We start from the raw sequence: 26,133 nt of genomic DNA on the forward strand, positions 1-26,133 counted from the left end.
TGCGGAAACGCGTCCCACCCGCTTTGGAGACGGGAGAATGCGGACTGCATATGCAACGGTCGGGCATCGGATTCCCGTGAATACGGGTAATCGCTCGCCGTTCCGCGATTGCTGCCTTGGATTGGATCGGGGACCCCGAACCGCACGGCCGGCAATGATGTAACAAGTGCCTCTTCAGTGACCCCGGGACTTGGAAACCCGGCAGAGACCAAAAAAGCCCTCTTACGTCGTTGCTTTAAGCCGTCCGTTTTGCCGCTCTATTCCGGACTAGTCCGGGCCCTATTGAGCGGCTGCCACCTTTCGGTTGGACGACCACGGGCACGTGCGAATTTGGGCAAGCGACATATGAATCAAGCCGCCATCATAATCAAGAGAAAATTCGCATGTCGGGGCGCATTTTTTGCGCCTCGGCACGGATACCCCTTTTCGCCTCGCCACTTCTGCCGATTGCCGGCATCACAACAGGGCGGCGATGGCCTTTTCAGGGAAAAGCCGGACGGCGGAACACGAGGTCCCGCCGCCCGGCTTGCCGTCAATGACGAGGGAAATGCGGGGAAGCTGCCCCTCAGTTGTTGTCGCCACCGCGCTTGCCGTGCGCGCCGCGACCTTCGCCACGCTCGCCGCGCTCGCCGTGGTGCTTCTTGCCATGCCAGCGCTTGCCGTGGTGGCCGCCCATGCCGCGACGCGGGCGATCCTCGACCGAAAGCGCGCCATCCTTGTTGCGGTCCATGCGGGCAACCAGGCCGGTGAGCGGGCGGGTTGCCTCGTCCTTCGTCACGGCGAGGTCGCCGTCACGGTCGAGACGCTGGAACCCGCGCACCATGCGCGTGTCGGCCCGTTCGGCCCAGATCGTGGCGAACTCCTCGAGCGTCAGCGCCTTGTCGCCATCCGCGTCGGCGGCGGCGAAACTCGCGGCGCGGCTCTGGCGGACCTCGTCGGCGGTGACATTGCCGTCCCCGTCGGCATCGAAGCGCTCCATCATCCGGCCATGACCCCGGCGACCGCCGCGACGCTTGTCGTCATCGTCGCCGGCGCGCTCCATGCGCTCCAGCATGCGCTCGGCGCGGCGGTTGAACTCGGCCTCGGACACCTTGCCGTCGCCATCGCGGTCGAGGCGCTGGAAGGCGCGCACCCGGCGCTCGGAGAATTCCATCGCATAGGCGACCTTGAATTCCTCCAATGTGACGCGGCCGTTTCCGTCGGCATCTGCATTGGCGAACATGGCATCCGCCTTGGCGTCGATCTCTTCCTGGGTCACCTTGCCGTCCCGGTCGGTGTCAAAGCGCTCCATGAACATGCGCACCATCTGGCCGCGATGGCCGTGATGGCCGCCGCGCTTGCCGGCATGCTTGCCCGAATGTCCGCCATTCGATGCCTGGTGCCAGCCCTGCTTGCCGCCGCCTTCGCCGCGGCCGCTCCGGTCGGCGAAAGCCGGCATCGCGGTGGTGCCGGCGAGCGTTGCGGCAAGGGCTGCAAGGGCAATCTTCTTCAACATGGTCATCGCCAGGTCTCCTCTTGGGTTCAAATGCGATGACACCGAGATAGGGGGCGCTTGTCGCAGAACTATGCCGGTCCGGGGGTGTTTGTGTCGCAAGCTGTGGCGGGCTTGCGGCCTGTTACAGCTCGATACAATTGCCGTTTCCGCTTCCCGTGCGCGGGCGATAAGACAGAATGAGGCTGACTGTAAGGACCGGGCGGAACCCATGAGCGAGAACGGGGCACACATTCTTGTCGTCGACGATCACCGCGACATTCGCGAATCGCTGGCGCGCTACCTGCGCAAGAACGGGCTGCGATCGTCCGTCGCCGACAGTGCCGCGCAGGCACGCAAGTTCCTCAAGGCGGCGGCCGTCGACCTCATCGTCCTCGACATCATGATGCCGGGCGAGGACGGGCTGTCGCTGTGTCGCTCGCTCGTGGAAAGCGGCACCGTGCCGGTCATCCTGCTCACCGCCATGGCCGAGGATACCGACCGTATCGTCGGGCTGGAGATCGGCGCCGACGACTATGTGACCAAGCCCTTCAACCCGCGCGAACTGCTGGCGCGGATCCGCGCCGTGCTGCGCCGCTCCTCGCAGGTGCCCCGGGACCGCGATCCGGTGGAGGCGGAAACGCTCTGCTTTTCCGGATGGCGGCTCGATGTGCCCAAACGCCTGCTCACCGGCGCGGACGGCATTGCGGTGCCGCTGTCGACCGGTGAGTTCCAGTTGCTCATCGCCTTCCTGAAACGCCCGCGCATGGTGCTGTCGCGCGACCAGCTTCTCGATCTCACCTCCGGTCGCAGCCCCGGCGTCTTCGACCGGTCGATCGACAACCAGGTCAGCCGGTTGAGGCGCAAGATCGAACCCGACCCGAAGTCTCCCGAACTCATCAAGACGGTCTGGGGCGGCGGCTACACGTTCACCGCCGAAGTGGAGGAGCGCGGCGAATGAAACGCTTCCGTCCCTGGCCGCAATCGCTCGCCGGCCAGCTCATCGCGCTGCTGCTGATCGCGCTCGTGGTCGCGCAGGTGCTGACCCTGTGGCTCTTCGCCGGCGAGCGCCGCGTGGCGCTGGTCGAGCTTGCCCGCAACACCATCGTGTCGCGCACCGTCTCGCTGGTGCGCCTTGTCGAGGATGCGACCGAAGCCCAGCGCCCGGAAATGCTGCGCGCCATATCCAGCCGCTTCCTGTGGTTCTGGATCGACGAGACGCCGGCGCTTGACAGTACCGGCGGGGGCAACACGGACCGGCGCATTGCCGGGATGATGTCGGAGGAACTGGGGAGGGAACGGGACATTCGCGTCGACGTCTCGCCTCGTCCGCCACTGCGCGAAGCTCCCTCGAGGTGGCGTATCGATGTCGGCGATCACGATGACGATGACGTCAGCCGGGCGAAAGGCAGCCGACAGCACGGACATGACCGCTGGCGCGATGCGCCGGTCTCCCTGACCCTGGCCGTCAGCCTCTCCGACGGCCGCTGGCTCAACGGAACGAGCCGCTTTCGCGTGCCGCGCAACACGCTGCTGCCCGTGCTGGTCGCCGTCGCGCTGATGGCTGCCGCGATCATCGCGATCATCGCGCTGACCGTGCGGCGCCTGACCCGCCCCTTGCGCGAGCTTGCTGCGGCGGCCGACCGGCTCGGCCGGGGCGAGGATGTCGAACCGCTGGCCGAGACCGGCCCTTCGGAGGTGCGCGGCACGATCCACGCCTTCAACGTGATGCAGGATCGCCTCACCCGTTTCGTGCGCGACCGCACCCGCATGCTCGGAGCGATCAGCCACGACCTCCGCACGCCGATCACCTCGCTCCGGATTCGCGCCGAGTTCATCGACGACGAGGAAAACCGCGAGAAGGTGATCGAGACGCTCGACGAGATGCAGGGCATGGTCGAGGCAACGCTCGCCTTCGCCCGTGACGAGGCCTCCCGCGAGGACGCCGCGCGCACGGATCTGGGCGGCTTCATCGACGCAATCGCCGAGGATTACCGCGACATGGGCAGGCCGGTTGCCTTCGACCCGCCCACGGCGCGCATCGTTGTTTCCTGCCGCCCCCTCAGTCTGAAACGGGCCCTGCGCAACCTGATCGACAACGCAGTGCGCTATGGCGGCACGGCGGAACTCTCGCTTCAGGCAGATGCCGGCGCGGTGCGCATCGCCGTTTCCGACCACGGTCCGGGCATTCCCGAGGACCGCCTCAAGGACGTCTTCGAGCCGTTCGTGCGGATCGAGGAATCGCGGTCCGAGGAAACCGGCGGGATCGGCCTTGGCCTGTCGATCGCCCGCTCCATCGTCCATGCCCATGGCGGCACGCTGGACCTCGCCAACCGGCCGCAAGGCGGTCTCGAGGCGCGAATCACGCTTCCCGCGGACCGTCCGGCACCGGCCTGATCCCCTCACGCTCCGCTCGCGAACGGCCCTGTCAGGCAACACCCATCTGACGCAAGGGAAGATTTACGGCTTTTCCAATGGAAAACCGCAAAAAGCCGTCATTCACGCCCAGAGTGACATTGCCTTCCCGAGGGCCCGGTCTTCATCATCGGAAATCGGCAAGGTTCTCCATGTCGCATTTGCCGATGCATCATGGAAAGATCCTTGGCCGAACTCCGGGGGGAGTGTTTTCAACCAGGCGAAAACAGGAGACACAGGAGGTGGCCACCCTGTCGTCAAGAAGCCGCCACAGGTCCGCGTCAACAACACAGCCGGAGCGACGACGGGCACCGCGGGCGCACGGCTCCATACCCGTCATGGTGGTGACGATGCGGGGCCCGATGCCCGCGAAGCTGACGGATCTGAGCCTTACCGGATGCCGCATCCGGTGCTCCGACCTGCCGAAACTCGCGCTCAGCGTCCGTATCGCGGTCACCGCATACGGGCTGGAATTGCGGGCCGAGCAGCGCTGGCGGCACAGCGAGGAGAGCGGCTGGCGGTTCGTCTACAACGACACCGAGCAGGAGCGGCTCAAGGAGATGATCTTCAGCGACATCGAGACGCGCCGGACCGCCGGGACGGTCGGGCAACCCTACCGGCCCTGAGGCCGATAGGGTCTCGTGAGAGCCGCCGCCGGCGGGACTCAGGTGCCGGCCAGCGCCTTCGCCTCCAGCCGGCGGGCATGCAGGACGGGCTCGGTGTAGCCGGAGGGCTGTTCGCGCCCCTTGAACACCAGGTCGCAGGCAGCCTGGAAGGCGACCGAAGCATCGAAGTTCTCGGCCATCGGCGTGTAGAGCGGGTCTCCGGCATTCTGCCCGTCGACGACGGCCGCCATGCGCTTCATCGTCTCCATCACCTGGGCGTCCGTGCAGACGCCGTGGCGCAGCCAGTTGGCGATGTGCTGGGAGGAAATCCGCAGCGTCGCGCGGTCCTCCATCAGGCCGACATCGTTGATGTCCGGCACCTTGGAGCAGCCGACGCCCTGGTCGACCCAGCGCACGACATAGCCGAGAATCCCTTGCGCGTTGTTGTCGAGTTCGGCCTGGATTTCCTGCGCCGACCAGTTCGGCCGCTCGGCGACCGGGATCGACAGGATGTCGTCGAGGCTGGCGCGGCCACGCGCCTTCAATTCCTGCTGGCGGGCGGCGACATCGACCACATGATAGTGCAACGCGTGCAGCGTCGCCGCCGTCGGCGAAGGCACCCAGGCGGTCGTCGCGCCGGCCTTCGGATGGCCGATCTTCTGCTCCAGCATCGCCTGCATCAGGTCCGGCATCGCCCACATGCCCTTGCCGATCTGGGCGTGGCCCGGCAGGCCGCATTCAAGACCGACGTCGACATTCCAGTTCTCGTAGGCGGCGATCCAGGCGGCCTGCTTCATGTCCCCCTTGCGGATCATCGGCCCGGCCTCCATCGAGGTGTGCATCTCGTCGCCGGTGCGGTCGAGGAAACCGGTGTTGATGAAGCACACGCGGGACGAGGCCGCGCGGATGCATTCCTTGAGGTTGACGGTGGTCCGCCGCTCCTCGTCCATGATGCCCATCTTCAGCGTGTCGGGCGACAGGCCCAGCGCGTCCTCGATACGTCCGAACAGCTTGTTGGCGAAGGCGACCTCTTCGGGGCCGTGCATCTTCGGCTTGACGATGTAGAGCGAGCCGGCGCGCGAGTTCATCCGCCGGCCGCCGCCATTCGCGCCGCCCGTGCCGATGTCGTGCATGGCGATCAGCGCCGTCATCATGCCGTCCAGAATGCCCTCCGGCACCTCGTTGCCGTCGCGGTCGAGGATGGCCGGATTGGTCATCAGGTGGCCGACATTGCGCACCAGCATCAGCGAGCGGCCATGCAGGCGCAGCGCGCCGCCGGCCGGGGTCACGTAGTCGCGGTCGCCTTCCATGCGGCGCACCATGGTGCGGCCGCCCTTGTCGAAGCTCGCGGTGAGGTCGCCCTTCAGCAGTCCGAGCCAGTTGCGATAGGCGACGACCTTGTCCTCGGCATCGACGGCCGCGACCGAATCCTCGCAATCCATGATCGTTGAGACGGCGGATTCCAGCACGATGTCGGCGATACCGGCCGGATCCTCGCGACCGATCGCATGGGCCCGGTCGATCGAAACCTCGATATGCATGCCGTTCTTCACGAAGAGCACCGCATCGGGAGTGCCCGCCTCGCCGCGATAGCCGGCGAACTGGGCCGGGTCGGCAAGCGACAGCGACACGCCGCCCTCGCCCGTGACAACGAGCCGGCCGCCTTCCACCGAAAGCCCGGTGACAGCCGCCCAGTCGCCCGAAAGCGGCACCCGGTCGTTCATCAGCCGCCTTGCATGGGCGACGACCTCGGCGCCGCGCGCCGGATCGTAGCCGCCCCCTCCGGGCCGGCTGCCCATCGCATCCGTGCCGTAGAGCGCGTCATAGAGCGAGCCCCAGCGCGCGTTGGCCGCGTTCAGCGCGTAGCGTGCATTGGTGATCGGCACGACAAGCTGCGGGCCGGAGATCGAGGCGATTTCCGGGTCGACATTGGCCGTGGTCACGGCAAAGGCTCCGCCTTCCTCGACCAGGTAGCCGATCTCCTTCAGGAACGCCTTGTAGGCGGGCAGGTCGACCGGGCCGGGATGAGCCCGGTGCCAGGCATCGATCTTCGCCTGCAGGGCATCGCGCTTTTCCAGCAGCGCACGGTTTTCCGGCGCCAGATCGTGAACGATGCCGGACAGTCCCTGCCAGAAGGCATCAGGCGAGACCCCGGTGCCGGGCAACGCCTCCTGCTCGACGAAATCCCGCAGTTCCGTGGCGACCTTCAGGCCGGCAATCTCGATACGCTCCATGGGGTCGGCGCTCCTTCGTTCAATCCTGGCAAGCGGACGGGCGGGCATTTCGCCGCCACCGTCCTGAACCTTTTTGCGAAAACCGGCCGGATCGTCATGGCGACCCCGGGCCGGATCGGGTGTCGCCCATCAAAGCGAAGCCCCCTCACCCGGTCAATCTGTCACAAATCGAAAAGACTTGATCCATGGGGGAGACAATTGCCGCTGTCCTTTGACAGGATATCCACCATCAGGCCCGCCACGTAGCGCAACCCGACGTCGTCGTCGCGGCGACGATGCCAGGCGACATGCATGGGGAAACCGGGTACGGGCACGGGCGGCGCGAAGGTTGCGAGGCCGGCCGTGTCAGGGACGCAGCGCGAGGGCAACATCGCGATCAGGTTGGAGTGGGCAAGCAGGCCGGGCACGATCTGGAAGGTCGGAACGACAACGCCGATCCGCCGGCACAGTCCATGTCCTGCCAGTACCGCATCGAGCGGTCCGCGCGTATCGCCGCGCCCCGAGACGAGCACATGCGGATGGGAAAGCCAGGTCTTCAGGTTGAAATCCCGTGTCGCCGGGTGATCCTGGCGCATCGCCACCACATAGTGCTCATGGAGCAGTTCCCGCCGCTGCAACTCGTCTTCGGTCGGCAGAAAAACGGAAAGCGCAAGGTCGCTTGTCCCGGCGACCAAACCGGCGCGCGCCGCATCCGCCCCCTGCCAGGGCTGCAGCACGAGATCGATCCCCGGTGCGGTGCGACCCAGATGCTCCATCAGCGGCGGCATCAGCTGGACCGCCGGATAGTCGGCCATGACGATCCTCAGCGTCTGGCGCAGCTCGGCAAGCGGTGTCGGGGGCGGATCGACCAGCCGGTTAACCCCGACAAGCAGGGTTTTCAACGGCGCCCGCAAGGCTTCCGCCCGCTCGGTACGACGCATGGTGCCGCGTCCCCGCTCAAGCAATTCGTCGCCGAACACCCCCCGGCATCTTTGCAGTGCCGCCGAGACAGCAGGCTGCGTCAGGCCGAGCCGCTTTGCGGCGCGGCTGACATGGGCCTCGTCGAGCAAAGCGTCCAGGATCACCAACAGGTTCAGGTCAATACTTCTCAAATTCATGAAATTTATAATAGACTATACCACCTATCGATTGGAGTAATTTCTTGATCGCCCTCACCTTCCTTGCCATCGCAATGGAGGCGACGATGACCCAGACATTGATCCTGCTTTTTCACCCGGACCTATCTCGTTCCCGCGCCAATGCGGCACTCATCGGGGCAGCGGAAGCCGTACCCGGCACCGAGGTGGTTGACATGCAGGCCCGGTTCCCGGCCGGGCTCGACATGGCGCGCGACGGAGAGGCCGAGGCCGCACGGCTCATCGACGCCCGCCAGATCGTCCTTCAGTTTCCGCTGTACTGGTACACGCCGCCCCCGCTCCTGCAGTCCTGGCAGGCAGCCGTTCTCACCCGCATGATGTATCTGCTGCCGGACACGGAAGGTGCCGCCCTCGCCGGCAAGCGCCTGATGGTCGCGGTCACCACGGGCGGCGAGGCAGATGCCTATCGCGATGGCGGTCGCAACCTGTTTCCGATCCCGGAGATGCTGGCGCCACTGCGCGCCACAGCCAATCGCTGCGGCCTCGCCTGGTCGCCCCACTTTGTTCTGCACGACGCCGACAACCTCTCGGAAGAGCAGTTGGATGCGGCCGCGCGGAGCTATGCGGCAGACCTTGTTGTCTGGCGGGCGGAATCCCGTCCCGTGCTCGCGGAGGCCTGAACCATGACCGGCACCATCCACGACACCCTGACCGATCTCGGGCGTGGCACGCCCGCGTGGTTCACCTTGTTCGGCCGGCTTCTACCCGCTGCCCTTTTCGCGCAGTTCCTTACCGCCGGGCTCGCACTGTTCGGCGAAGCTGGCGACTGGGCCGTGCATGCCGGACTTGGATCAGCCATCTCCCTGCCTGTCCTTTGCCTTGCCGGCGGCGCGCTCGCGATACCCCGGCTGCGTGGCTTCGGCTGGTGGGCGTGTCTTGCCGCCCTTTTCTACCTGGTGCAGGTGGCACTCGCCGCCGGCGATGCCCCCCGCTTCCTCGCCTTTCATCCGGCCAACGGCGCGCTGCTCCTGGCCGTCAGCCTCGTGCTGCTCGCCAAAATCGAGCGTCGGCAGTCGCAAGTTCGAAAGGCCGCAGTCTGACCCCGGGCGATGCCCCTCACAGCCGCCAGCCCTGCGTCACACGCAATCCCCTTGCGCGCGCTGACGGGTTGCATCCGTTTGCACTATTGGTCATACGATAGGAAAGTCATTTCCGTCGATGAACCGGCGCTGCCGACGCGCCGCGAACCGAGACCCCCAGCAAGACCGGACAGCGACCCGAACCGGCACCCGGCCGCCGGAGAATGTCCTCGCCCGGCAGGTGAACCGATCGCCCCATGTCGCAACCAGGCTCCACCCTCGCCGCGCGGTTCTACGCCCGGCCGATCCTGCTGCTGGCGCTGACCGCCCTGTTCTTCGGCGGCAACACCATCGCAGGCCGGCTCGCCATCGGCGAGGTGTCGCCCATGGCCGTCGTGTTCCTGCGCTGGGTCTTCGTGTCGGCGTTGATGGTGGCGTTTTACGGCCACCAGGTCAGGGCCGCATGGCCGTTGCTGAAGAAGCACCTGCCGATGATGGTCCTGATGGGCACCATCGGACTGACCGCCTTCAACGCGCTCTTCTACATCGCCGCGCACAGCACCACCGCCCTCAACATGGGCATCCTGCAAGGCTCCATGCCGATGTTCGTGCTGCTCGGCGCGCTCGTTATCCTGCGCATTCCGATCCGTCCCCTGCAGGCGATCGGGGTGCTGGTGACGATGACCGGCGTTGTCTTCATCGCCAGCCAGGGCGACTTCGCCCGTCTGGCGGAGCTCAAGGTCAATCCGGGTGACGGGTTGATGATCGTCGCCTGCATTCTCTATTCGCTCTACGCGGTGCTCCTGCGCAACCGGCCGGCGGTCCCCGGCATGGTCTTTTTCACCGTCTTGTCGGTGATCGCGGCCATCGTCTCCGTGCCCGTCCTGGCCTTCGAGTTCGTGCAAGGCACGGTGCAGTGGCCAACCCCGAAAGGCTGGCTGGTCGTCGCCTACATCACGATATTCCCCTCGTTCCTGGCACAGATCTTCTTCATGCGCGGCATCGAGCTGATCGGACCTGGCCGGGCGGGCGTCTTCATCAACCTGGTGCCGATCTTTTCCTCGCTGCTGGCGGTCGTGCTGCTTGGCGAGCCCTTCCATCTCTATCACGCCGCGGCGTTGTGCCTGGTGCTGGCCGGCATCGCGCTGTCCGAACGCCGGGCGGGCGCACCGGCACCTGTGACCTGAGGCTTGGTGACGCTCTCGTTCCGGCAAGACCACGTAATCAACACCGAATATCGGCGAAGTGCCGCAAGACCGTCGCGCATTTGCCGAAATGTGCCAAGATAGACGGGTCATGCAAGCGCCCCTGTTCATCGCCGCCATCGCCGGCCTGCTCGTCGTCATTTCCCTGATCCAGCCGCTCGCGCGGCGGCTCAAGGTCACCTCCTCGGTGCTGCTTGCCCTTGTGGGCATCGGCATCGGCGTGGTTTCCGCGTGGCTGCTCTACACGCCGCGCACCGATGCCTTCAACGACATCGCCGCGGTGTTCGTGAACCTGCCGCTGAACTCGCAAGGCATCCTCCACCTGTTCCTGCCGGTGCTCCTGTTCCAGACGACGCTGACGCTGGACATCCGCCGCATGGTGGACGATGCCGGCGTCATCTTCGTCATGGCGGTGGTCGCGGTGCTTGTCGCCACCGCCTTTATCGGGTTGGCGCTGGAGCCCTTCGCCGGCGTGTCGCTGATCGCCTGCCTGCTGCTTGGCGCGATCGTCGCCACCACCGATCCGGTCGCCGTCGTCGCCATCTTCCGCGACATCGGCGCACCCGCCCGCCTCGGACGCCTGGTCGAGGGGGAAAGCCTGCTCAACGACGCCGCCGCGATCGCCCTCTTCGTCATCCTGCTGGACGCACTGACCGGCGGCGAGGCCCCGACGCTGACCGGCGGCGTCGAACTGTTCCTGTGGAGTTTTTCGGGCGGGATGGCGCTCGGCTACCTCGGCGGCCAGGCGATGGTGCGCCTGTTGCCGCTGGTGCGCGACTTCCGCCTCGCCCAGGTGACGCTGTCCGTCGCCATGCCCTATCTCGTCTATATCGTGGCGGAGAACTTCGTCGACGTTTCAGGCGTCGTCGCGGTTGTCGCCGCCGGCATCCTGATCAATCTCGCCGGCCCCTCCCGGGTGACGCCGGACGGCTGGACCTATCTCAACGATGTCTGGGAGCAGATCGCGTTCTGGGCTTCCTCGCTGATCTTCATGCTCGCCTCGATCCTGATCCCCAAGCTGCTGGTGGATGTCGGCTGGGAGGATCTCGGCCTGCTCGCCATCGTCATCGCCGCAGCGCTGGTCGCCCGTGCGGTGGTGCTGTTCGGCGCACTGCCGCTGATGAGCTGGCTGCGCCTGTCGCAGCCCGTCAGCACCCCGTTCAAGACCGTCATCCTGTGGGGCGGCATGCGCGGCGCGATCACCCTGACCCTGGCCCTCGGCGTGACCGAGAACGCCGCCATCGACCCGCAGGTGCAACGCTTCGTCGCCGTGCTTGCCACCGGTTTCGTCCTGTTCACGCTGCTCGTCTACGGCACCACCCTGAAACCGCTGATCAAGGTCTTCGGGCTCGACAAGCTGACGCCGCTCGACAATGCGATGCGCTCGCAGGTGCTGGCGCTGGCGCTGGCCAAGGTGCGCGAGGGCGTTGCCCGGGTGGCGAGCGAATACAACATCGCCCCGGCGGCGGCGGAAGAGACCGACCGGCGCTACCGGGACCGGCAAAGCGTTGCCTCGGGCGCTGCAAGCGCCTCGCAGGAAATCCTCGATCGCGACCGAGTCACGGTCGGCCTCGTCTCGATCTCCAACCGCGAGCGCGAAATCGTGCTGCGCCATCTTCGCGAGCGCACCGCCTCGATCCACACGGCCGAGGACCTGCTGGCCAAGATCGGCCGCATCGGCGACCGGGCACGCGCCGGCGGGCGGCTTGAATACAACCGGGCAGCGCGCGAATCGCTCGCCTTCCCGCGCACCATGCGGCTGGCGCAATGGTGCCAGCGCCACCTCAAATACGAAGGCTGGCTGGCCCGCCTGCTGGCCGACCGCTATGAGATGCTCCTGCTGAGCCGCATCGTGCTCGACGAGCTGATCGCCTTCACCGACGACAAGATCGAGCCACTGCTCGGCAAGCGCGTGGCCGAGATCCTCACCGAAATCCTGCTCCTGCGGCGCGAATCCACGACCACGGCCCTGGAAGCGCTGCGCTTGCAATATCCCGACTATGCCGACAGCCTCGACCAGCGGTTCCTGCTGAAGGCGGCGCTGAGGCTCGAGGAGGACGGCTATCGGGCGCTGCAGGCCCAGAACCTGATCGGTTCGGAGCTCTATTCGAACCTTGCCCAGGAGGTCCATGCCGGCCGCGACGAGGCGGACCGCCGCCCGCATCTCGACATGGGCATGCGCACCGAGGAGCTGACCGCCCAGCTGCCCCTCTTCCGCGACCTGCCTGAGGACCGGATCCGCGCCATCGCGCGGCTCATGCGGCCGCGTTTCGCCGTGCCCGGCGACAGCCTTATCCGCAAGGGCGAGCGCGGCGACACCGCGTATTTCATTTCCTCGGGCGCGGTCGAGGTCTCCACCGACACGATGCGCATCCGGCTCGGCCGCGGCGACGTGTTCGGCGAGATCGCGCTTGTCACCGGAGAACCGCGCACCGCGGATGTGCGGGCGCTCGGCTATTGCAACCTGCTCGTCCTGTCGCGCTCGGAATTCAGGAGCCTGATGGACAAGGACCCGGCGCTGGAAGCCCATATCGCGGAGGTCGCGCACGCGCGCCAGCGCATGAATGCCGGGGCCGAACCGGAACGAGACGCGCCGACAGGCCGGATAGCAGGCACCGGACAGGAGCACGGCTGACCGGTCTCCCGCCGCCTCCGCAGCCGGCCATCGCCGCCACGACACCCCGCGTCCGGCAATGGCGCGCATGCTGTCCGCGCGCAACCTGACATCGCGGCCGGATGCCGGGTTGCGGCCTTCCCGGTCTGCTTGAAACAGGACGATGCGGCGCCTCCCGGCGCCTGTCGTCGGCCCAAACCCTTCCGCAAAGTAACAATTTCAACAATTTCCATAAATACACGAAGTATAGTATTTTCATGAAGACAATATCTTGCATATAGCAATTTCAATGCCGCCGATTACGCAGCTATTATAGTCTAAAATTTTTAAATAATGTTATTGACGCCCCAATCTGAAAATCCCCTAATTTATCTGTCGGGAATCTTTTCGGCCCAGAATTTTCGTGCGCCGAACACTGCCGCTCGCCGTCGAGGCCGGTGGAGAGCGGGCAGTGCAAAAGACATCACAAGACACCGGCAGCGGGCCGGAGAAGGTTCATGCGGCGCGTCTTCCACTCAAACCGTTGCGGGGCAAAACATGACTGATGAACTGGCAAAGATCGACATTCACGATCACAAGGCACTGGGGCAACTCGTGGCCGACTACGCCAGGGGAACAAGACCATGGCCGGAAACGCTTGCGGCGTTGAAGACGGAGCTGTCGGGGATTGCGACCATCCCCGATCATCTCAAGGCGCTTCAGGTCGTCCAGCCCTCGGAGGAGGTCCTGCTGCTGAGGCTGCCGCCACGCCGCATGATCGAACAGTCGCTTGAAAAATACTCGACCGGTGACGGGGCGACCGGCCCCTATCCGCTTCCCGGTTTTTACGACGATGGCGATTCGCTTTCCAACAGCGACTTCCTTCTTCACAGGGTCGCGGACTACACGATCGCCGTGTGCACCTGACGACAGCCCCCGGGCGTCACCCCGCGATCGCCGATACCGTCAGCGCGAGGCGATGGCCCGGGGGGAAAATTCGTCGGGCAACGTGATGCCAGCCCGCGAAAGCCCCAGATAGATGTCATCCCACGTTCGCTGGGATCCAATGGTGAAGCAGCTGCAGATCCATCGCGCGATGTCCTCGTCGCCAGGCTTCTGTGATGCCACCCAACGATCGCTGATGCGCTGCTTGAAGCTCCGGGCCTGGGCCCGGGCCTCCTCTGTCTCGCCCGTCAGCGCCAGCGCCGCGATATACCAGACCTCGACGCCCAGATAACCGTCGCTCAGATAGCGAAAGGCCGTGATGGACGCATCGTAGTCCCCGCACAGGCATGTGATCCCGACGAAATAGCTCCAGTGCAGCGGCGACGTCAGCAGGCCATGGTCACGCTGACGATAGGCTATGCCGAGCGCCTCTTCGCGATGGCCGTAATAGGCAAGGCCGTGCGCCGCCGACAGGGCCGTCCAGGGATCGTTCGCATTGAGCTCCAGCGCCTGCCGGTGTTGCGCCTCCGCCTGTCCGAGACGGCGTTGCAGGGCATGTGTCCATGCCGAGCACAGATAGGCTCGCGAATCGAACGGATCCAGTGCCATTGCCGTCCGGGCGAGACTGGCCGACCGTTCGAGCGTCTCCGGCGTCTGGAGCTGGCCGGGGAAGACGATGTGGCGCGAGTTGAGTATCTGCGCGAGGCTTGAATAGGCCGGACCGAAACGCGGGTTGTCCTCGATCAGTCCCGACAGGATCTCCTCCGCGCGATGAGATTTCTCGATCTTCCAGGTGTAATGGAGCCGTTGGCCCAGCAGCAGGCGGTCATACTGGTCGAGCGAGGCATCGGGCATGCGCGACAGGTTGGCAAGGCGCTCGGCCGAAATATTGACATTCATCGCCTGCGCGATTTCCGCGACCAGGATCGACTGGCGCGAGAACAGCTCCGAGATCCCGACATCCGAATTGCGGCCCCAGACATACGCCTTGGTGCGCGAGTTCTTCACCGTCACCGAGTAGGACACCGCATGCTGCGAGCGCATGGCGCTGATCGAAACGCGGTAGATCGGAGCCGCCGAGAGCGACAGCTCCTCCGTCACGTCGTCGGCCACCGCCCATTCCCGGAACCTGACGAGCCGCGAGATCAGGTCGTGGCGGAACACTTTCGCAAGACGCACATCGTCGTCGTCCTCCGTGATCTGCAGGATCTGGTCGACCACGATCACCGGGTTGGCGGGCCGGACGGCCGCCGCCGCCCTCGCCCCTTCGCGCACATCGTCCGCTGCGCGCGCCTTGCCTCCCGGCCTTGCCACGTCGGCGAGCCGTGTCTGCTCCCGCCTCAGCCACTCGGAGAAATTGCCGAGCTTGATGTCGACGACGAGTGCCTGCGTCTCGCTCGAGGGCTGGGAGTCGAACTCTTCCTCCAGAATGTTCCAAAGCTCCTCGTAGGCCCTGAGCGCCGCGGTAAAATCCCCGCTCGCCGCCCTTGAAGTCATGAAGGCCCGGCAGGCCGGCTCATGCGTCGGATCGAGATTGAGCAATGCCAGCGCCGCGTCCTCCATGGACCGCCAGTCGCCGGCTCCAAGCCGAATCATCGGCTCGAGGATGCCGCGCAGCTGGTCGTGAAGCTGTTGCCGGCGCACCCGCAGCCAGGCGGTGAACGGCTCGGCCAGCGTTTCGCCGCCCTCGAACAGGCGTTCTGACAGCCGCTTTTCGCGCAGCAGCCGGCGGGCAACCGTGCCGCCGGGTGCCAGCAACGCCTCCACATCCGTTTCAACGCGGGACAGATCGAGGCTGATATTGATCTTGTCGCTGTCGAGCCCGTCGAAGCCGGCGGCCATCAGATTGCGACGCAAAATCAACAAGGTCTGGCGCAAGGAAGAGCGGGCGTGATGCTCGGAACTGTCTTCCCAGAAGAGGTTCGCCGCCATCTCGCGCGACAGGCGGCCGTCGCCGGTCAGGCACAACCTGGCGAGCAGGCCCTCCGCCTTGCGCGAGCGGAAGGAAACCGGCCGGCCGTCAACCTCGAAGCGGGGAACTCCGAGAAGCGAGGCGTGCAGGCGCACCCGTGAAACGGGTCCGGCCGGCCCGGAGCCGAACCTGCCCTGGTTCCCGATATCGTCCACCTTGCCCCAACCCCCTTGCGCATCAAAGCCTTAGCAGGCCGTCCCTCTTGCCCCGGAAGAAAAGATTTGCGTTTCAAAGGGTTTGAAAAATTCAATAAAGCGGCGGATATGTGCTCCCGCCCCGGATCGCATCATGTGCATCGCGCTGGCGCGCGAGCCTTGTTGTGATGATACGACCCGGGTCAGGTTGCAAGCCCGGAATGAGTACCCGCGTCACGTTTATTCCCAGACTGGCACGGGTGAGGTCGATTGACAGTACGGGAAATCCCGCATGCAGCAGGGCGGCAAGCGGCTCCGCGCCGCGGTCCTCTCGGTCCCTCGCCTGCCCCGCAACCGGATTCCCGACGGCGATCCCGACCGGTTGCAGGATCGGCCAGTCGTGCCGCACCTGGTCGCGACGGGCCAGATGGATCCGGTCCGTGTCGTTGAGGCCGGCCTCCCCGGCCTCCGCGCGCTTGGCCTCGACCAGCCTGTCTGCCAGTTCGATCTGCATCAGTTCCCGCAAGGCTGCGGACAGGGCTTCCGCCGGCGTGCCCCGCGCCGCGAAGCCATAGGCGAAACGGCCGCCGGAAGCGTCCACCGAAAGGGCCGCTGCCACGGGAATGCCGAGGTCGGTGGTCAGGTCGAGAAACCATGTCCGTCGCTGCGTGCGACCGCAACGCCAGGCCGCCAGCTGCCGCGAGATCGCGGCTTCGGCCAACACCTCCTGCGGAAAACCGCGCGCCGGCCGGCCGCCACGCCACCACAGGGCGACCGCGTCGCGCTCGATCCACTCGAACAGCGCATGCCGAAGGGCGGACGCCGCATCCCGGCCGGCGGCAACGCCGAGGCCCGGCGCGAAGGGAATGTCTGCGGCCGCATCGCCCTCACGGCGCCGCCACACAAGGCCTGCAGGCAAAGCGACATCAATGCCACGCCCGAGGTCGCAGGCAACCGCCTCCCCGTACGCCGCCGCATCCGTACTCGCCGCATCCGCATCGGGGCCGGACACCGCACCGGCCAATCCGTCGAGCGGTACCGCCGGCAGTGCGCTGTCGGCCCCGCCGGCACGTCCGGCGCGTGTCTCGTTTTCGCATTCGAACTGGCTCGCGAACTCCGCCGCCTCCGCCACGCAGGCGCGGAACGCTGCAATCCGCGTTCCGCCCATTCCGGAGACGGACCCGCGCGCCCGCGACAGCGCACCGAGAGCTGACGCTGTGACCTGGGCGCCAAAACAGAACAGGCCGGGTGCATCCGGCACCGGCAGTTCGAACAGCCGGTCGAGCAGGGAGGCAACGGACAACAGAGCGGCGAGATCGCGGTCGCCCGCAGGTATCCCGCCGGCCCCCTCGCCCAGATAGGCAAGAAAGGCAAGCACCCGCTCATCGCGGCCCGCGGACTGTCCGTCCGAGGCGATCGCGTCGCCGGCCAGCCGCAAGGTCTGGCGCGTTTCCTCGCGCATCCGCATCCTTCTCCCGAACCGCTCTGCCGGCCGGTCCCCGATCTGTTGCGCACGCCGTTGCGGCACTGCCGCACGTTCCCCGCGACAGCCCATTGCCCAAAAGTTGAGCGGCAAAATCACGGACAGATAACGCTGACTGGTGTTGTATCGTAAAATCAGATGGCCCGGGGGGGACGAGGCAGGTTTGCCAGGCACAAATATGCGTGCCCGGAGCACGACCGGAGCCGGTTTGACCCTTCCCAGTTGACGAGCGGATGTCCGCAAGGACGATCCGGAGCAGCCTTTCCGGCGTGAAGCCTTTCACGCCTCGCGCACGAGGTGCGCAGCAGGTGTTTCAGGAGTGCCCTCGCGGCACCTTTTCGAACGGCGCCGCCGTATCGAACCGGCGGTTCGCCCCGCCGGACAGGTGATGCGAGACACATGCGGACTATCCGGGCTTGCTTTCAGGCTTCGGATCGCACGTGACCCAACTGGGCCGGGTCCCTAAACCCGATCCGGCCCATTTTTCCGGCGGACATCCCGCCGGAAACCCGGTTGGCGCCTCGAAACGGGCTTGCGACAATCTTTCGGCCGGTCGCCGCTTTTCGCGATCGCGCCCAACGTTTTTCCGGCGCCTGAGCGTCAAAATCATAGGCCTGGCGGCAGCAGGAAATTGATACAGGCATAGTCCAGAGGGTTTCACTGAAGATGCCGCCCATTCGCGCCTGCACGCGGATGGGCGGTTTTTCTTGCCCGGGCCCCGCCTCTGCGAAAACACCCAGAATGGCCGAAGCTTTCCCCAAAAAAATAATGCAATCAAATCAAAACCATGTAAGCTTTCACGGCATTTCAAAAGCCAGTTCACGACGGAATTTGTTCATCATCAACACCACCCATAGGTAGAAGACCCATGTCCAAGCCACCATTTCTCGCTATTGCCACGGTCTGCCTGCTGCTTTCCCCGCTCCAAGCTCGATCAGACACCTCGATCCCGGCGTCTGTCGTGACGCCCGACGTGGTGGAAACGTCGCGCGGCACGTTCGAGTTCAAAGACGGTGTGCCGACCGACGCGACCTCGCAGGCGCTCTACGATCAACTCGACTTCACCTATGCCTATCGCGCCTACACGGACGCAATGCGCGGCGTCAGCATCCGCGCCCTGCGCCGCGGAATGGTGGACGTGGGCGTCGGCAAGAACGAGGTGATGGTCTTTTCCGAACTGATGGACGCGAAGTCGCTGTTCCTGACGCCGAACGCGGACACGATCTACGTCATGGGCTGGCTCGATCTGAGCGACGGCCCGGTGGTGATCGAATCGCCCCCCGGTTTCCTCGGCATCGTGCAGGACGCCTGGTTTCGCTGGGTGACCGACATGGGCGCCCCGGGTCCCGACCGCGGTCTCGGCGGCAAGTACCTCATCGTTCCCCCCGGCTATGACGGCCCGTTGCCGGAAGGCGGCTACTTCATCGCCCATGCGGAGACGACCGGAATCCTCTGGTTTGGCCGCTCGTTCCTCAAGGACGGGAGCGACCCGAAACCCAGCGTCGACGTGATCAAATCCGCCACCAAGGTCTATCCCTACGAACCGGGCGGCGTCGGCACTTCGATCGCGAGATTTCTTGAAGGCGGCATCCGGCTCGGCAAGGTCGCCGAACCGCCGGCGACCGTCTTCCACGAGGGGACCGGGAAGGTGATGAATACGCTTCCGCCCAGCGATTGGAGCTATTTCGAGCTTCTGAACGAGGTGATTCAGGACGAGCCCGCGACCGCGCTTGATGTCGAGCTGATGGGCCCGATCGCGGCGCTTGGCATCGTGAAGGGGCAGCCCTTCGCACCCGACGAGCGCCTCAAGAAGATCATGACGGACGCGGTGGCTGTGGCGAATGCCGCATCGCGCAACGTGCTGCTGAACCCTCGTGACCCGGACTGGTTCCACTATCCGGACTCGTCCTGGTTCAACATGCTCTTCGAGAGCGGATACAAGTTCGAGACGCCGATCCCCCAGATCACGTCGGAAGGCGCCAAGCCCTACCCGCCGACCGGTTATCGGCAGATGGACGCGCGCACCGCATTCTTCTACGGCGTGACCGGAATCACGCCCGCGATGGCCATGCGACTGACGGGCGTCGGCTCGCAGTACCTCATTGCGGCGAAGGATGCCGACAGGAACTATTTCGACGGGTCCAAGACCTACAAGGTCACCCTGCCGAAGGGCATCCCGGAGGAGAATTTCTGGTCGCTGACGGTCTATGACAACATGACCCGCTCGATGCTCGACACGCCGCAAAGATACCCGCGTGCCGGCAGCCAGAGCTACCCTTCGCCGGCGGCGGAAGCCAATGAGGACGGCTCGACCACGATCTACTTCTCGCCGACCCAGCCGGACGGTGTTGGCCGAGGCAACTGGATCCAGACAATGCCTGAAAAGGGCTGGTTCGTGTGCCTGCGTCTCTACAGCCCGCTACAGCCGTTCTTCGACAAGAGCTGGCGGATCGGCGAGGTCGAACTCGTCGAGTAACCGGACCGCGGCCAACGGCTGCTCACAAGCCGGAAACAGGGTGCACGATCCTGTTTCCGGCAAGATCGCGCCAGGCGGGACCCTCGTCCCGGTTCCAAGGGTCGACGGCCCGCTTGGCGCACCTTCGGCCCTTCCGGACCTGTGGCTTCATGCCCTCGGCACAATCGCACAGGCATGGTCGCAAGGTCGTCCGTTGTGCTTGCGAATTTTGGACCCAGGGCATGCATCCCTCACTTGGCAGGATCGCCCGAGCCTCAAAGGGGATGAACTTCTTGCAGGCGGACACCGTCTGCCATGCGCCAGGGTCCCGGCGCGTCTTGCAGGCCGGATCGGGCAGGCCGGATCGGGCAGGCCGGTTGGGGCAAGCCGGATCGGGCGGACTGGATGGGGTCGGCTGGACGGGGCTGGCTGGGGCGGCAGGATTCGAACCTGCGAATGGCGGCACCAAAAGCCGCTGCCTTACCACTTGGCGACGCCCCAATTTACAGGCGGCCTGTATAGCGAGAGCGCTCGTTCCGCGCAAGCAGGCGTTGCCCCTCACGAGCGCATGTTTCAACAATCGGGTCACCTCGCTGCCAGGATCGGGCATCAGGTGCCGGCGCAATCCGGCCACGCCGGCAAGCTCATCCACAGGCACATGAAAAAGCGATGCAATGACGGGGTTGCGGAGCCCCCATCGTGGTGATATGAACCCGCCACGCCATCGACGAGCGCCGGACACCCGACCCGGTCAAACGCTCGCCGCCACCGCCTTGCGGTCTTTCGGCACATGGATTCGGAGTGTAGCGCAGCCTGGTAGCGCACCTCGTTCGGGACGAGGGGGTCGCAGGTTCAAATCCTGCCACTCCGACCAATAATCTCAATGACATATAGCGCCGACGATCTCGCATTGAGGCCCACACGGGCAGCACTGCGCGCGCGGACGCGCCCTGAACGTCGTTCAGGGAGGCTGCGCCGGTGCCGGGAGGCCGGCCCAAAAGAAAAACCGGGGCAGAGCCCCGGTTCCTTGAAATTCATGCCTTGAGAAAACGGCTAGTGCGAGACCGCGAGATATTTGATCTCGAGGTAGTCATCCATTCCCTGACGGCCGCCTTCGCGCCCAAGACCGGATTGCTTGACACCGCCGAACGGAGCCACCTCCGTCGAAATCGCGCCCGTGTTGATGCCGATCATTCCGGCCTCGATGCCCTCGCTCATCCGCCAGACCCGAGCCTGGTCGCGCGTGTAGACATAGGCTGCAAGACCGGCATCCGTGGCATTCGCCATCTGGAGCGCCTCCGCCTCCCCGGCGAAGGTCAGCAGCGGGATCAGCGGCCCGAAAATCTCCTCGCGCACCACCCGCATGTCGGGCGTCGCCCCGAGCACGATGGCCGGACCCATGACCGTTGCCGTTTCTCCCTCGCACGGCCGCAGGATTTGCGCGCCAAGCGCTCTGGCGTCCTCGATCAAGGCCTCCAGACGCGACCGCGCCGAACCGGCAATCAGCGGGCCGAGATCCGTGCCCTCCGCAAGGCCATTGCCGAGACGCAGCCCGGCAAGGCGCGCCATGAGCCGTTCCAGAAACCGGCTGCTTGCGCCGCTTTGCACCAGCAGGCGATTGGGACTGACGCAGGTCTGGCCGGCATTGCGGAACTTGGCCTTCACGAACCCGTCCACCGCCGCATCGAGATCTGCGTCGTCGAAGACGATGAAGGGGGCATTTCCGCCCAGTTCCAAGCTCACCCGCTTGACCGTCGGAGCGCATTTCCCGAGCAGCAGACTGCCGATGCGCGTCGATCCGGTGAAGGTCAGCTTGGCGATCCTCGGGCTGTCGCACACGATGTCGCCGAACATCGCAGCGTCGCGGCTGGTGAAGGTCGTGTAGACCGTGCCGGGAATTCCCGCTTCGAGGGCGAGTTCCTGAAGCGCCATGGCCGATAGCGGCGTCTCCTCGGCAGGCTTCAGCACCACGCTGCAACCGGCGGCCAGGGCCGGTGCCACCTTGCGGGTGATCATCGCCAGCGGAAAATTCCAGGGCGTGATCGCGGCGACCACGCCGACCGGCTGGCGAACGGTCATGAGCCGCGCGCCGGGCCAGGGGCCAGGTATGACCTCGCCATATGTCCGGCGCGCCTCTTCGGCGAACCACTCGATATAGGCCGCCGCATAGCGAACTTCAGCGCGCGCCTCGGCCAGCGGTTTCCCGGCTTCGAGTGTGACGAGGCGCGCCAGTTCCTCTTCGCGCTCCAGAACCGCAGCGTGCCAGGCCTTCAACCGCCCTGCCCTGTCGCCGGCTGTGCGCGCGGCCCAGCCCGTCTGTCCGCTGCAGAGCGCGTCGATCCGCGCCTTCAGCTCGTCCGCGCCCAGATCGGGCGCAAACCCCACCAGAGAGCCATCGAAAGGGTTCGTGACCTTGATGGGGTTCGCATCCGGCACCTCAGCATCACGGGTATCGCACATGAAGCCTGCGAGCAGCGGCGCGCGTCTCGTGTCCACCCTGCTTTTCACGATGCGCCACCGGCAGCGTGCCGGGAACTCCCGATATCGATGTAGCCGCCCATTGCATAGCCGAGCAGTCCGCAATCGCGCCGGTCAAACCCTTCGATGCGGCCGAGCAACATGAAATGGTCGCCTGCATCGATCCTCTTGTCGGTGGTGCAGTCGAACCAGGCCGCCACGCCGTCGAGGATCGGATTGCCGGCCGGCCCGTCTTGCCAGGCACTCTCCCGGAACTTCCCGGGGTCTTTCGAGGCGAACAGCTGCGACAACTCGCGCTGGTCGGCGGACAGGATGTTGACGCCAAACCCTGGTGCTGAATGGAAGACGTCTGCGCTGCAGGCGGATTTCGCGACGCACACCGACAGGAGCGCAGGCTCCAGAGAGACCGAGCTGAAGGAGTTGGCCGTAAATCCGCGAGGCGTCCCGTCGCCGGACCGGGTCGTGATCACAGTGACGCCGGTCGCAAAGGTTCCGAAGGCACGGCGAAGATATGTAAGATCATGCATCATCTTGATATCTCTCACGTTATGTCAACATCACCGATAAGTTCGAGGTCCTGGTAGCGGTCGCCGATCCGGTGATGCGGGCGGCCGCTGTCGGCAGCACCGAGGGCAACAAGGATTTCATCGGCATTCGGTGCATCGGCGACCGTGAACTGGACCGTCATGAAATGCGCTCGCTGGCCTTCGTCATGCTTGTTGGCCAGGGGCATGGAGACCTGGCAGCCGGCTGCGGCCCGGATGTTCGTCGAGGCCAGAAAACTGCGGGCTTTCATCGCCTTGCGATAGTTGTTGCCAAAACGCAGGGTGTGGATCAGGCCGCTCCCGTGTTCGATTTCACCGTTCAAGCCGACGACCACGGCCTTGCCGTACGCCTCGACATTGTCGGCGTGACCGGCAAGCTTGAGAATCTCGTCCGTCAGCAGAGCGCCCAGCGCCGGTGCGATCGCCTGGATGTCCGGCTGCAGGTCCTCGACGAACCCGCGTCCGGCCCAGGGATTTTGAAGCACGGCGGCCGCCGTATAGAAGCGCTGGGGCCGGGCCGCCTCCCTGCCGCCCTCGATGAAGGTTGTTTCCGTACTGGTGTGGATCTTGCGGATCTTGAGGGTCATCTGGTCATCCTCCCTGGTGGTGTTCTGATGGTGTTGCCGACGGGTCGCCAGACCCGATACGGGGCTGGCTCAATGCGGGGTTGCGGAGAAATCCTGAAGGATCGTGGTCCGCTCGACCGTCACCTTTCTGGTGGTCGCCGGCGTGTTGCGGCTTCGTCCGACCATGCGCGGGACACCGTCGGTGATGACGGCCCCGATCGCGGCGATGTCGCCATGCGCGATCGCCGCAAGCGCGGTGGACTGTGTCCCCCCGTCGGGGGCATCGAGCAGGATCACATCGGCCGCCTTGCCGACGGCCAGCACCCCGGTATCAAGGCCGTAGACCCGCGCGTTGTTGCCGGTGGCGCAGGCGATCGCCTCCTCGGGCGGCAGTCCGCCAAGCGCACTCAGATGCGAGATCGTGTAAAGCATCCCGAGCGGCATGACGCCGCTGCCCGTCGGCGTATCGGTGGCAATGAGCAGACGGTGCAACTGATCCGCCTTGCGCATTTCATCGAGGCAGAGAAGCGCGGTGCGAAGATTTCCGGCGGTGCAGATTTGCAGCGCGGCGTCGCACTGGGTCGCCAGCCGCTTGAAATCCGCGTCCGGCATCGCCGTCGGCCCGCCGTTGACGTGGAACGAAACATGGGGGTCGAGCGCCAGGATGTGATCGCCTGAAATTGCGCCCGAGCCAGGTATGGACGACCCGCCCGTGTGGACGGTGGTGATCATCCCGGCGTCTTTGGCCGCCTTGATGTATGGCGCATACCCATAAGCGTCATCGAACGCGCCGAACCCGGCCTTCGCGAGCCACAGCCCGTCCCGGGCGAGGTCCGCCATGTCGGACAGTTCGAGCGCGGGATCGAGGATGATCGAGCCGGCATGGACCCGCATGCCGCCAGGGCGATAGTTTTCGTAGCTTCCGCGTGCGGCAAGCGCCAGCGCCTTGAGCCCGATACGGTCTGTCGGGCGACCGGGCACGTGCACTTCGGAGGCGGAGATCGACGTGGTCACCCCGCCTTGAACATAGCTCGACAGATAGCCGACCATGTTCTGGCGCGGCGTGAAGTCGCCGAAGGTGATGTGGACGTGACTGTCGATCAGGCCCGGTGCAGCGGTCGTGCCCTTGGCATCGATGACGAGGTCGCATTGCCGGACATCGCTGACGTCGGCGCCGAGGCATTCGATGCGCCCGTCATTGAGGATCAACGTGTCGGCTTCGGCCAGGGGCGCGGACAGGTCACCGGTCACCACGAGCCCGATATTGAGGATACCGACACGCATCATACGGCCTGCGCGTGCGGCGCGGGGAGCGCGGTGTCGAGTGCGTAGCTGTCGAGCAGCGTGTCGACAAGGGATTCCGACTGCTTCCAGTCATATGTGCGGAAGCTGTGCCCGGCGGTCACGAACTGCGCGCCGGCGTAGAACATCTCGTACTGGATGTGCCGCGAGCCGAACTCGGACCCGATCGCGTCCCAGGCCGCCTTGAGCAGCTTGACCTTGCCTTCGGGCTCGTAGGCACCCGAAATCTGCGTTTTCTCGATGATGGCGCGGATTTCCGGATTGGCGAAGTCCCGCGCGGAGGACGGCAGCATGATCAGGGCGCCGCCCGCGAGGTCGCGGATCGCGGCGACGAACTCCGGATAGAGCGCCTGTGTGACGCATTGCGCCGCGTAGAGTTGATGGCGGTTCGGTACCCAGTAACCGTTGACCAGATGGCCCGACGCCTCCATCCCGAAAAGCGCTGCCTCGACCATGCCGACACGAGCGGCAAGGATGCCGAGCTTCTCGGTCACCGGCGGGATCCTGGTCGTGCCAATCGTCTCCGTCACCTTGCGTGCGATCCCCAGCAGGAATTTCAGCTTGGTGACCAGCCGGATCTGCGCCTGGTAGTTCTGATAGACATGGCCGGGCGTATCATGGAAATGCGCGCGGGCCAGATTGACGTCGCCATGCACGAAGACGCGGTCCCAGGGCACCTTCACGTCATCGAAGTAGACCAGCGCATCGTTCTCGTCGAAGGAGGACGAGAGCGGGTTGTCGAACTTGCTCGGCGAAGCCGCTTCGTAGGACTTGCGCGACAGAACCTTGAGACCCCTGGCATTCATGGGGAGTGCGCAGCAGAACGCCAGGTTCTCCTCGCCCGGCCGCAGCGGCTGAAGGTTGGCGACGAAAATCTCGTTGGCCATGACGGTGCTGGTGCCCATCATCTTTGCGCCGCGGATCGTGAGACCTTCGCCGTCCTCGTCGACGACACGCGCAACAAGATCCGCCGCCTGCTCCCCCCAGTCCTTCGACCGGTCTGCCTGCGGATTGATGATGACGTAGGACAGGTAGTGGTCTTCGCGGGTGATGTAGTCGTAGTAATCCTTGAATGCCCTGGCGCGCGCTTCGCCGCCCTGGGCGAAGACATCCAGCCCGATGCGCTGGCCCAGAAGGGCCGATGCAAGGTGGTCGGGCGACCTGCCCATGTATCCGAAGCTCAATTCGGCCCAGGCGGTCAGTGCCTGGCGGCGCTCGATCATCTCTTCATGCGAACGCGGAATGGACCATGCGCGGTTGACACGCCGCTCGCCCGTCCCGTCGGGATCGAATGTCATGGCCTGAACATTCTCGGGGCTTGCCTGGAAATCGTAGAGCGCGGCGGCGGAGCGGACCGAGTTCCTGAATGCCGGGTGCGTGGTCACATCGGCCACCCTCTCGCCGTCGATATAGACCGCGCGGCCATCCCTCAGTGATTCAATGTGATCGGCGCCATTCTTGATAAAGGCCACAACCGTTCTCCCCGTTTCGGACTCTGCAAACGCCACAACGACGTTCTTTATCACAAAACTTAATTGACGTACTAAGTTCGCTATGTCAAGAATGATCTTTATG

19 protein-coding genes and 2 tRNA genes are annotated in these 26,133 nt (G+C 65.2%); 10 read left to right on the forward strand and 11 right to left on the reverse strand.

Annotated elements, in window-relative coordinates:
• Positions 1-565: 565 nt before the first annotated feature.
• Positions 566-1,501, reverse strand: a complete 936-nt coding sequence (locus ACN0T5_RS07755) for an EF-hand domain-containing protein (protein ID WP_417768047.1) — start codon at positions 1,499-1,501, stop codon at positions 566-568.
• A gap of 202 nt (positions 1,502-1,703) precedes the next feature.
• On the opposite strand from ACN0T5_RS07755, the gene ACN0T5_RS07760 reads away from it, so the two are divergent.
• The 3 genes from ACN0T5_RS07760 to ACN0T5_RS07770 all read left to right on the forward strand — a co-directional run bounded on the left by ACN0T5_RS07760 (position 1,704) and on the right by ACN0T5_RS07770 (position 4,512).
• The gene (locus tag ACN0T5_RS07760) at positions 1,704-2,432 is read left to right on the forward strand and encodes a response regulator (RefSeq protein WP_417768048.1); all 729 of its coding nucleotides are present in this window, start codon (positions 1,704-1,706) and stop codon (positions 2,430-2,432) included.
• A complete protein-coding gene (locus tag ACN0T5_RS07765; RefSeq protein ID WP_417768049.1) occupies positions 2,429-3,868 on the forward strand; it encodes an ATP-binding protein in 1,440 nt (479 codons plus the stop codon). Before ACN0T5_RS07760 ends, ACN0T5_RS07765 begins: the two co-directional genes overlap by 4 nt.
• 185 nt (positions 3,869-4,053) lie before the next feature.
• Positions 4,054-4,512, forward strand: a complete 459-nt coding sequence (locus ACN0T5_RS07770; RefSeq protein WP_417768101.1) for a PilZ domain-containing protein — start codon at positions 4,054-4,056, stop codon at positions 4,510-4,512.
• A 38-nt stretch (positions 4,513-4,550) separates the two neighbouring features.
• Here the strand turns inward: ACN0T5_RS07770 and ACN0T5_RS07775 are convergent, their stop codons facing one another.
• Positions 4,551-6,725, reverse strand: coding sequence for a malate synthase G (locus ACN0T5_RS07775; RefSeq protein WP_417768050.1), 2,175 nt, complete (start codon positions 6,723-6,725; stop codon positions 4,551-4,553).
• Positions 6,726-6,886: 161 nt separating this feature from the next.
• Positions 6,887-7,822: a LysR substrate-binding domain-containing protein gene (locus tag ACN0T5_RS07780; RefSeq protein WP_417768051.1), complete on the reverse strand. Its 936-nt coding sequence runs from the start codon at positions 7,820-7,822 to the stop codon at positions 6,887-6,889.
• A gap of 44 nt (positions 7,823-7,866) precedes the next feature.
• Here ACN0T5_RS07780 and ACN0T5_RS07785 point away from each other — a divergent pair, with 44 nt between their 5' ends.
• The 5 genes from ACN0T5_RS07785 to ACN0T5_RS07805 all read left to right on the forward strand — a co-directional run bounded on the left by ACN0T5_RS07785 (position 7,867) and on the right by ACN0T5_RS07805 (position 13,605).
• On the forward strand, positions 7,867-8,481 hold the full coding sequence (locus ACN0T5_RS07785) for an NAD(P)H-dependent oxidoreductase (RefSeq protein WP_417768052.1): 615 nt from the start codon (positions 7,867-7,869) through the stop codon (positions 8,479-8,481).
• A gap of 3 nt (positions 8,482-8,484) precedes the next feature.
• Complete coding sequence (locus ACN0T5_RS07790) at positions 8,485-8,901, forward strand: DUF6220 domain-containing protein (RefSeq protein ID WP_417768053.1); 417 nt, start codon at positions 8,485-8,487, stop codon at positions 8,899-8,901.
• 236 nt (positions 8,902-9,137) lie between these two features.
• Positions 9,138-10,067, forward strand: a complete 930-nt coding sequence (locus ACN0T5_RS07795) for a DMT family transporter (RefSeq protein ID WP_417768054.1) — start codon at positions 9,138-9,140, stop codon at positions 10,065-10,067.
• A gap of 109 nt (positions 10,068-10,176) precedes the next feature.
• Complete coding sequence (locus ACN0T5_RS07800) at positions 10,177-12,720, forward strand: cation:proton antiporter (RefSeq protein ID WP_417768055.1); 2,544 nt, start codon at positions 10,177-10,179, stop codon at positions 12,718-12,720.
• 516 nt (positions 12,721-13,236) lie between these two features.
• Positions 13,237-13,605, forward strand: coding sequence for a hypothetical protein (locus ACN0T5_RS07805; protein ID WP_417768056.1), 369 nt, complete (start codon positions 13,237-13,239; stop codon positions 13,603-13,605).
• Between the two features lie 39 nt (positions 13,606-13,644).
• Here ACN0T5_RS07805 and ACN0T5_RS07810 read toward each other — a convergent pair whose 3' ends face one another.
• Together ACN0T5_RS07810 and ACN0T5_RS07815 are read right to left on the reverse strand one after the other, a co-directional pair.
• A complete protein-coding gene (locus ACN0T5_RS07810; protein ID WP_417768057.1) occupies positions 13,645-15,750 on the reverse strand; it encodes a BTAD domain-containing putative transcriptional regulator in 2,106 nt (701 codons plus the stop codon).
• A gap of 91 nt (positions 15,751-15,841) precedes the next feature.
• A complete protein-coding gene (locus ACN0T5_RS07815) occupies positions 15,842-17,191 on the reverse strand; it encodes a YcaO-like family protein (RefSeq protein WP_417768058.1) in 1,350 nt (449 codons plus the stop codon).
• An 889-nt stretch (positions 17,192-18,080) separates the two neighbouring features.
• Between ACN0T5_RS07815 and ACN0T5_RS07820 the strand changes: the two genes are divergently transcribed.
• The gene (locus ACN0T5_RS07820; RefSeq protein WP_417768059.1) at positions 18,081-19,688 is read left to right on the forward strand and encodes a DUF1254 domain-containing protein; all 1,608 of its coding nucleotides are present in this window, start codon (positions 18,081-18,083) and stop codon (positions 19,686-19,688) included.
• A 405-nt stretch (positions 19,689-20,093) separates the two neighbouring features.
• Here the strand turns inward: ACN0T5_RS07820 and ACN0T5_RS07825 are convergent.
• Positions 20,094-20,168 (reverse strand) — tRNA-Gln (locus tag ACN0T5_RS07825).
• Positions 20,169-20,464: 296 nt separating this feature from the next.
• Here ACN0T5_RS07825 and ACN0T5_RS07830 point away from each other — a divergent pair.
• Positions 20,465-20,541: transfer RNA gene (locus ACN0T5_RS07830), tRNA-Pro, on the forward strand.
• Between the two features lie 179 nt (positions 20,542-20,720).
• Here the strand turns inward: ACN0T5_RS07830 and ACN0T5_RS07835 are convergent.
• The 5 genes from ACN0T5_RS07835 to ACN0T5_RS07855 all read right to left on the reverse strand — a co-directional run bounded on the left by ACN0T5_RS07835 (position 20,721) and on the right by ACN0T5_RS07855 (position 26,030).
• The gene (locus tag ACN0T5_RS07835; RefSeq protein ID WP_417768060.1) at positions 20,721-22,163 is read right to left on the reverse strand and encodes an NAD-dependent succinate-semialdehyde dehydrogenase; all 1,443 of its coding nucleotides are present in this window, start codon (positions 22,161-22,163) and stop codon (positions 20,721-20,723) included.
• Between the two features lie 8 nt (positions 22,164-22,171).
• Positions 22,172-22,675, reverse strand: a complete 504-nt coding sequence (locus ACN0T5_RS07840) for a flavin reductase family protein (RefSeq protein WP_417768061.1) — start codon at positions 22,673-22,675, stop codon at positions 22,172-22,174.
• 11 nt (positions 22,676-22,686) lie between these two features.
• On the reverse strand, positions 22,687-23,277 hold the full coding sequence (locus ACN0T5_RS07845) for an amino acid synthesis family protein (RefSeq protein WP_417768062.1): 591 nt from the start codon (positions 23,275-23,277) through the stop codon (positions 22,687-22,689).
• A 69-nt stretch (positions 23,278-23,346) separates the two neighbouring features.
• The gene (locus ACN0T5_RS07850) at positions 23,347-24,540 is read right to left on the reverse strand and encodes an amidohydrolase family protein (protein WP_417768063.1); all 1,194 of its coding nucleotides are present in this window, start codon (positions 24,538-24,540) and stop codon (positions 23,347-23,349) included.
• Entirely contained in the window at positions 24,540-26,030 is a 1,491-nt protein-coding gene (locus ACN0T5_RS07855; protein WP_417768064.1) for a 4-hydroxyphenylacetate 3-hydroxylase family protein, read from the reverse strand. The genes ACN0T5_RS07850 and ACN0T5_RS07855 overlap by 1 nt, the downstream gene beginning before the upstream one ends.
• Between the last annotated feature and the right edge of the window lie 103 nt (positions 26,031-26,133).

It is taken from the genome of Stappia sp. (assembly GCF_048261845.1).
In the GTDB taxonomy this organism is placed as follows: Bacteria; Pseudomonadota; Alphaproteobacteria; order Rhizobiales; family Stappiaceae; genus Stappia.